The following is a 1621-nucleotide window of genomic DNA, read 5'->3' on the forward strand; positions in this document are numbered from 1 at the left end:
CTTGGGGAGGTTTTGAAATAAATCCATCTCCATCCCAAAAGGATAATAGATCCGATGACAGCGACAAGAGGAACAGAAATACCGGTATATGATGCTGCAAATAGACTCATCCTGACGAGAAAAACAAATGCAAGCACAAACAACATGATTTTTGTTTGATTTCGTTCTGGTAAAGGAGCTGATGGCGAATGAAGAGGATGGTACCTTCTATGCCGCAAAGACTGAAAATGGCTCGGTATATCTGGCAGGTTCTTGGGAAGACGTTTATAAAAGAACATAAACAGTAGACAAGTCATAAAAATGAGTCCCATCATACTAGGGACAAACATCATGGCGGTGTGAAGATATAGATCCATTCCAATGATTTTGAGAGAAATTAAATTAACAATATTACTTACGCCAATCGGTGCGCTAGAGGCTGTGGCTATTAAAACACCGCTTAATAAATATGGGGTTTTTTGATGTTTTTTTAAACCTAAATATTTTAGTACAAGCAAAAGGATTGGAGTTGTGATCAAAATGCTCCCATCAGGAAAATGGTCATGAGAAAGCAGAGCAAATTGGTTAGCCAAAAAAGCTTGATGCCTGAACCCTTGGATTGTTGGAGCAGTTTTGCAGCCACCTAATCAAAGAAACCAAAGCTTTCTAGTGCAATGGCCATAATCATAGTGGCAAGGTTGTAACCGATGCACCCGTGACTTTTGTTCCGATTTCCCCTAAGTCTGCCAATGACACACTTCCGCACAATAAAACCATTAAAGCGCCAAATGTGGCGGGGATAGCTTCATTTAGTCCTTTTGGTCTCCAGAAAATAAAAATCATTGTTACGAAAAAAGCGAGCAATGTGAATATGCCGGTGAACTCAATAATTTACTTCACCTCTCTATCTTTCATTTTTAAAATCAAACTAATGTCCTGCGCTTACTAATGTCCTTGCCAACTATTTGTACTGTATGTATACGTATACTGATATAAAGTTGTACTAAGCGATTATATTAAATTAATAAAATTTCCATAAGAAACCCAAAAGAAAAAAGAGATTGCAAGTATCGTTCGTGTACCTGCATCACTCTCTTTAGTTCTTGTCTGCTGACAATTTGAAATATGAATAAAATGCTTTATAAGCGGATTATGATTGTCTTTGCGGTAAGCGATAACCCATTCGGCATTAAGCTGTATTTGGTCCATTTTTCGATAAGTAACATCCAAATTAAATAATTTTTTGGCTGAGGAAGGAACAAATGTCATACCAATTCCGGCACTGACTAAACCAATCACCATTTGATATTCTGTGGCTTCCTGGACAATGTTGGGTCTGAAGCCTGCTTGTTCACAGAACTGAATAAAATCCATGTATAGAGTAGGCCATGCTTCTTTAGCAACAGTAATAATTGGTTCATCTCTTAAATCCTCAATCGTAATTGATTCCTTAGAAGTCAATGGGTGTTGCTTAGGCAAAGCTAAAACACAAGGGCTGCTTTGGGCGGTTTCGATATGTAAAGCTGTATGCTGTAAGGGAGGATGAAGTATACCAATATCAATGTTGCCCTTTAGTAGCTCCTCCTGCTGCCTAGACGAGGATATTTCACGCAGTTCTATTTTCACAGATGGGAATTTTTTA

The 1621-nt window shown here is 38.2% G+C and carries 2 pseudogenes; both read right to left on the reverse strand.

What is annotated here, in order from left to right:
• A pseudogene (locus ACWHAR_RS20770) lies at positions 1-843 on the reverse strand (ArsB/NhaD family transporter); the annotation flags it as partial.
• A gap of 213 nt (positions 844-1056) precedes the next feature.
• Positions 1057-1621: pseudogene (gene alsR / locus ACWHAR_RS20775) on the reverse strand (acetoin biosynthesis transcriptional regulator AlsR); the annotation flags it as partial.

The organism is Bacillus sp. LR--39, from assembly GCF_053613335.1.